Source organism: Bacteroidales bacterium, from assembly GCA_018334875.1.
In the GTDB taxonomy this organism is placed as follows: Bacteria; Bacteroidota; Bacteroidia; order Bacteroidales; family UBA12077; genus JAGXLC01.
On record JAGXLC010000157.1, the window covers coordinates 5,420 to 9,241 of the forward strand.

The window sequence follows — 3,822 nt, forward strand, 5'->3', positions numbered from 1 at the left end:
TGTTTGACAGGAGTTTGACAAAGAATTTGAGGGTTTGAGGGGTCTGTCTTTCAAAGCCAGACAATTTTTGAAATTTGTATATTGTTATTTGGTGCTTAATTTGCGCCTTGTCTGTAATTTAGACAAAAAATTTCATGCTGCACGATGTTAAAAAATGGATCAATGAGGACGGCGAGCCTTATTTAAGGAGCATCGGTTTAAAAAAGAACCAGACAATGCTCGATTTCGGCTGCGGTGAAGGGCATTATACCATCCCAGCTGCTAAAGTGGTAGGAGAACAAGGCAAAGTATATGCCGTGGATAAAAGCCGGTTTACACTTGATGAACTGATAGATGAAGCAAAATCCCTGGGTTTGCACAACATTTTTCCCGTTGTGGATCATTCGGAGGAGTTAGATATTGACCTGGAGGAAGAAAGCGTGGATTTCATGCTTTTTTATGATGTGCTTCATTTTATGGAAGCTGAAAAAAGGAGGAAAGTTTATGAAAATGCCTGTAAATTGTTAAAATCCGATGGCATCCTTTCAGTTTATCCCAAACATACTGAATCCAACATGCCCATGATTCATCTGGCCAATGTCAACCTGGACGAACTTACCAGGGAAATAGAAAGCACATGCTTTTCTATTGATAAAAAAGAACTGAAGCACCTTTTTCATGATGATTACTATGATGAGGGATATGTTTTAAACTTCACCAAGAATACTTATTAACTTAATTGAGACCAATTTGGGGAAGTCTGGAGAAAAGATAAATCATAATTTATTGCAAAATGAGAATATTCTCATTATATTTGCAATATAAAGGTGAGTTCATTTTAAAAGTATTAAATAAAAAAGGCTTCTATTATGGAAAAATATTTGGTCGCATCCTCCGGGGATCAGTTGGATTCAAAAATATCCGGGAGATTCGGACATGCAAAATTTTTTATTGTCATCAACCCCCAAACAATGGATTATGAGGCTCATCCGGGTGTTGATCCGGACCAGGAAAAGCCGGATATTGGAAATTTTATGAAACAGGGTATCAGTAAAGTACTTGTCGGCAACATAGGGCCTTCAGCTTTTAATGAGGCTACGGGATACGGATTAAAAGTGTACCTCTGTCGCAAAATGACTGTAAATGAATCCATTAGCAAGGTTTATAACGATGAGATTTCGCCGATGCAGGAGCCCACGATCAAAGAAAGCCTGCACTCCCCCCGTAAGGCAGATGGCAATGCCAGCGGACGAGGCACAGGACGCGGAATGGATCTGGGAAGAAGCACAGGCAAAGGACACGGAAAAGGAAGAAACGGTGACAAAGGCCGGAGCCGGGGTTGATAACAAATCCAAACGCCTTATTTTATGGAGAATAAACTGACATTTACCATTGCAGTAGACCATTTGGATACCATCAAGCCAAGACATTTCGGGGATGCCGATAAATTTTTAATCTATGAATATGATAACCGGGAAGATTTAAAAACATTCATATGGCCAACAAAACAAGACTTTACCCAGAATCAAGGGTCGAACTGACTCCATTTGGTTTAAAACATTATGACAGATTACTGGATCTGGTCAGTTTTGGCTTTTATAAACCACTAATAAAACGCGCCATAAGATCACTGAACATTCAACCGGAAGACAAAATAATTGATTTTGGTTGTGGTACGGGGCGTAATGCCTGCTATATGGCAAAATACCTATCACCAGAGGGTAAAATTATTGGGATTGACATATCGGAGATTATGGGAGAACATTTCAAAAAGAAATGTAAAATATGGATAAAACCAAAGAAGAGAATAGGTTAATTGCCGTCCCTACAAATGATGGCGTCGATATTTTCAGTAAAATGCTGGGAATGGCAAAATATATGTACATTTACAAGATAGAAGACGGAACATTCCGGCTTATTGAAAAAAGAGACAATCCTTACGAGAAGACCAAGCAACGTCAAAAAACCCTGGATGTTTATGAAATTATCAAAGATTGCGACACCATTGTATCTGAAAAAATTGGTAAAAAGGGTGTAAAACGACTTGAGGAAAGGGGAATGAAGCTTATTTTCAGAAGCGGAAAGATGGAAGAGGCCCTGGCTGATGTCGTCAATAAAGATCTCTAGTAATTGTTTAATATCAGGGAAGAATGACAATATTAGTTAAATTTACAATCTAACAACGTATATCTTCATGAGCGAAGCGAGTAATTTAACAGTGTAACATTAACAAAAAATTAGCTTATGAAAATCTGCAGCATAAATCAAATGAGAGATCTGGACCGAAGGGCTATGGAAGAATACGGCATCGTCCAGGAGCTTTTGATGGAAAATGCCGGTCAGGCAGCTTATTTTACCATCCTGAAAGAATTTGGGATTGAGAGGAAACACTTTGTTGTTTTTTGTGGAAGTGGTAATAACGGTGGCGATGGGCTGGTTGTGGCCAGAAAGCTCCATTCCAACGGTGCTGAAGTCACAGTGATTATGCTGGGCGACCGGTCAAAATTCAAAGGGGCCGCCAAACAAAATCTGGATATAGCGGAAAAACTTCAGATCAGGATAATTGAGTGGAAAGATGCTTCCGAGGCGAAAAGATCGGTCCAAAATGCCGATGCATTAATAGATGCCATTTTCGGAACCGGCATTGACCGGGAGGTGGAAGGAAAATACAGGGACGCCATAGAGTTGATCAATTCGGCTAAGAAAACTGTATTCAGCATTGACATCCCCTCAGGCGTGAACGGAGATACCGGACAGGTTATGGGCACGGCAGTAAATGCCGATCATACAACCACATTCGGTCTCCCAAAAGCAGGAAACCTGCTTTATCCCGGTTTTGAAAGAGGAGGAAAACTATATGTTACGCACATTTCTTTCCCTCCTGACCTTTATGATTCTGAGGAGATTAAAATGGCTACTAATGATCCGGAACCCCTTCCACCAAGGGGAAGAGACACCCATAAAGGGGACTATGGCAAGGTACTGTTCATTGCCGGCTCTTCCAATTACCTGGGTGCTCCATATTTTTCTGCATTTTCATTTCTTAAAGCCGGAGGCGGACTTTCTTTTCTGGCTACACCTGAGAGTATTTCGGAATTTATTGGAAACAAAGGTAGTGAGATCATTTTTGTACCGCAGAAAGGCACCGAATCCGGCAGCATCAGCAAAGGAAACAAGGAACAGCTCCTGGAATTCGCTGAAACAACTGACATGGTGGTGATCGGTCCGGGCTTATCCCTGAATGAAGAAACACAGCAACTGGTAAGGGAACTGGTGTCTGAAATCAAAAAGCCTGTTCTTATTGATGGAGATGGTATCACTGCTGTAGCGCAGGATACCGAATGCATCAAAAAACGCCAGGCTCCTACCCTGTTAACGCCGCATCCGGGTGAAATGGCAAGGCTAACCAAGAATAGCATCAGCGCCATCCTGAAAAACAAAATTTATGTGGTGCAAAATACTGCTCAGGAGCTCAATGCAACAATAGTTTTAAAAGGAGCCCATTCACTGATCGGTTATCCCGATAAGAGGGTTTTCATTAACCTCAGCGGTAACCCGGGTATGGCTACAGCCGGCAGCGGCGACGTGCTCACCGGAACCATAGCTGCTATGGCAGGTTTTGGATTTTCCCTTGATAATGCTGCCCGTATGGGCGTTTTCATGCACGGTTTTGCCGGTGATCTTGCAGCCAGGGAAACAGGGGAAGACGGCCTGGTGGCAGACGATATCATGAACAAACTGCCCGCATCCATGAAGGCTTTCCGGGAGGAATATGAGGATATTACCAAAGATCATTATCACAAAATCTATCGCATTTAAACCGAATTATTTTAAGAATAATTC

General features: G+C 41.7%; 6 protein-coding genes. All 6 read left to right on the forward strand.

Annotated features, from left to right (window positions below; genetic code table 11):
• The first annotated feature begins 134 nt into the window (after positions 1-134).
• The 6 genes from KGY70_12575 to KGY70_12600 all read left to right on the forward strand — a co-directional run bounded on the left by KGY70_12575 (position 135) and on the right by KGY70_12600 (position 3,798).
• Positions 135-713 (forward strand): methyltransferase domain-containing protein, encoded by a 579-nt coding sequence (locus KGY70_12575; GenBank protein MBS3776019.1) that lies wholly within the window; start codon positions 135-137, stop codon positions 711-713.
• A 135-nt stretch (positions 714-848) separates the two neighbouring features.
• Positions 849-1,322, forward strand: a complete 474-nt coding sequence (locus KGY70_12580; protein ID MBS3776020.1) for a NifB/NifX family molybdenum-iron cluster-binding protein — start codon at positions 849-851, stop codon at positions 1,320-1,322.
• A 24-nt stretch (positions 1,323-1,346) separates the two neighbouring features.
• On the forward strand, positions 1,347-1,520 hold the full coding sequence (locus KGY70_12585; GenBank protein MBS3776021.1) for a hypothetical protein: 174 nt from the start codon (positions 1,347-1,349) through the stop codon (positions 1,518-1,520).
• A complete protein-coding gene (locus KGY70_12590; GenBank protein MBS3776022.1) occupies positions 1,475-1,795 on the forward strand; it encodes a class I SAM-dependent methyltransferase in 321 nt (106 codons plus the stop codon). The genes KGY70_12585 and KGY70_12590 overlap by 46 nt, the downstream gene beginning before the upstream one ends.
• Positions 1,765-2,106: a hypothetical protein gene (locus KGY70_12595; GenBank protein MBS3776023.1), complete on the forward strand. Its 342-nt coding sequence runs from the start codon at positions 1,765-1,767 to the stop codon at positions 2,104-2,106. Before KGY70_12590 ends, KGY70_12595 begins: the two co-directional genes overlap by 31 nt.
• A gap of 117 nt (positions 2,107-2,223) precedes the next feature.
• On the forward strand, positions 2,224-3,798 hold the full coding sequence (locus tag KGY70_12600; protein MBS3776024.1) for an NAD(P)H-hydrate dehydratase: 1,575 nt from the start codon (positions 2,224-2,226) through the stop codon (positions 3,796-3,798).
• Positions 3,799-3,822: the final 24 nt, after the last annotated feature.

Bases quoted from the DNA above. Each gene is read 5' to 3' on its own strand.
- KGY70_12595 (MBS3776023.1), top strand. From the start codon at position 1,765: ATGGATAAAACCAAAGAAGAGAATAGGTTAATTGCCGTCCCTACAAAT.
- KGY70_12575 (MBS3776019.1), top strand. From the start codon at position 135: ATGCTGCACGATGTTAAAAAATGGATCAATGAGGACGGCGAGCCTTAT.
- KGY70_12585 (MBS3776021.1), top strand. From the start codon at position 1,347: ATGGAGAATAAACTGACATTTACCATTGCAGTAGACCATTTGGATACC.
- KGY70_12590 (MBS3776022.1), top strand. From the start codon at position 1,475: ATGGCCAACAAAACAAGACTTTACCCAGAATCAAGGGTCGAACTGACT.
- KGY70_12580 (MBS3776020.1), top strand. From the start codon at position 849: ATGGAAAAATATTTGGTCGCATCCTCCGGGGATCAGTTGGATTCAAAA.
- KGY70_12600 (MBS3776024.1), top strand. From the start codon at position 2,224: ATGAAAATCTGCAGCATAAATCAAATGAGAGATCTGGACCGAAGGGCT.